This window comes from Rhizobacter sp. P3_B12, assembly GCF_056402895.1.
On record NZ_JBFUGN010001126.1, the window covers coordinates 1 to 1,842 of the forward strand.

At 71.7% G+C, this 1,842-nt stretch carries 2 protein-coding genes; one reads left to right on the forward strand and one right to left on the reverse strand.

Going from position 1 to position 1,842, the window contains the following annotated elements; genetic code table 11:
- A partial coding sequence (locus AC1D01_RS32875) for an aminotransferase class I/II-fold pyridoxal phosphate-dependent enzyme (protein WP_477873678.1) occupies window positions 1-462 on the forward strand: 462 nt, incomplete at its 5' end.
- On the opposite strand, the gene AC1D01_RS32880 is transcribed toward AC1D01_RS32875, so the two are convergent.
- On the reverse strand, window positions 463-1,842 hold a 1,380-nt coding region (locus AC1D01_RS32880), incomplete at its 5' end, for a hypothetical protein (protein ID WP_477873679.1). It lies immediately after the preceding gene.

Below are 1,842 nucleotides of genomic sequence, written 5' to 3' on the forward strand. Positions count from 1 at the left end.
AGCTTCGGCAAGACCTACCACGTGACCGGCTGGAAGGTCGGCTATGTCGCGGCGCCTGCGCCGCTGACGGCCGAGTTCCGCAAGGTGCACCAGTTCAACGTCTTCACCGTCAACACGCCGGTGCAGCACGGGCTGGCCGAGTACATGGCCGACCCGGCGCCCTACCTGGAGCTGCCGGCGTTCTACCAGCGCAAGCGCGACCTGTTCCGCGCCGGGCTGGCAGCCACGCGGCTGAAGCTGCTGCCGAGCGCGGGCAGTTATTTCCAGAGCGTCGACTACTCGGCCGTCAGCGAGCTGAGCGAGGAAGGCTTCTGCCGCTGGCTCACGAGCGAGATCGGCGTCGCGGCGATCCCGGTGTCGGTGTTCTATGCCGGCGGCTTCGAGCAGAAGCTGGCGCGCTTCTGCTTCGCGAAGAAGGACGAGACGCTGGAGCGGGCGCTGGAGCGGCTGGCGAAGCTGTGATCAACGAGACCCGCTCGCCTTGGGCTTGCGGGGGGTGTCGAGCTCGCTCAGTTCGCTGAGGTCGAAGTCGAGCCCGGGGCGCGAATCGGCGGCATCGCGCAGCGGCGCATCCGGCCCCGACAGCCTGGCCGGGTCGGTGGAGATGTCGAGGTCGRGCGTGAGCCGCTCGACCTGCGGTTCGGGTGGCACCGGGTCGCTGGCGTGCAGCGGCATGGGTGCCGAATCGGGCCGAGGCTCGGTTCGGACATCGGGCGCCGACAGGTCCAGCGTGATGTCGAACCCGCCCTCCATCGGCAGCAGCAGGTCGACGCCCTCGGGGCGCACGTCGCGCTCGGCCAGGTCGCGGGCGATGCCGTACAGGAACAGCAGGTCGCGGTAGGCCGGCACGTCGAACGGCGGGCCCTGGTTGCGCCGGAACAGCGCGCCGTCGAGCGTTGCCATGGCTTCCGCCGGCGCCGACCACAGCGACTGCACGCGGGCCAGCAACTCGGGGAAGCCCTCTTCGAGGTCGCGTTCCTTCGACGGGTCGTTCTCGTCCCACTCGATCGCGTAGGCGTTGAAGCGCCGGTTGAAGCGCTCGCGGATGCGGTCGTACGGGTCGCGCTCGCCGCGGCGGCGGTAGATCTCCATCAGCTTCAGGTACGGCAGCGGGCTCACGCCGCCGGTGCTGCGCACGTGGCCCATCAGCAGGTCGACCGCCGCATCGTCCTGCCCGAGCACGACGAAGAACTCGACCTGCTGGTCGAGGTCGATCAGCTCGTCGGCCGACATCGGCCGGTGCGGCTCCAGCGATTCGGGGTCGAGGTCGGTGCCGGGCCGGGTCTCGCGCGACAGCGTGGCCTGCATCGCGGCAACGGCGCGCGGCGTCAGCGTGACGTCCATCGGCTGTGCCGGCATCGGCGCACCGGGCCGCTTGCGAACCGGGGGCGGCGTGTCGACCAGCACCGCGCCGCCGCCGGACAGATCGGGCGACATCGCCGCCGGGATGGTCTGCGGTGCTTCGGCCTGCGCAGCGGGTGCGGCCGGCGCGGGTGCCGGCGGCTCGACCCACCAGGCCGCGGCCTGCCGCTCGCGCCAGCGCTGCCATACCAGGAAGCCCAGGCCGGCGGCGAGCAGCGCGCACAGCACGGCCAGCGCATAGACCAGCGGGTTCGCGTAGCGCGCCGCCTGGGCCTGCTGCACCCTCGCCTGCAGTTCGACGAGGGCCTGCTGCCGCGCCTGGCCCTCGGTGCGCAGCTGGTTCATCGAGCTCTCGAGCGCCTTCAGCCGGTCCTGCGCTTCGAGGCGCTGCACCAGCTCGGGGTCGATGAAGCGGTACGGGGCCGAGCCGGCCTGGCCGGCCTCGGCCAGCTGCGTGAGCTGGCCGCTCATGCGCAGCGA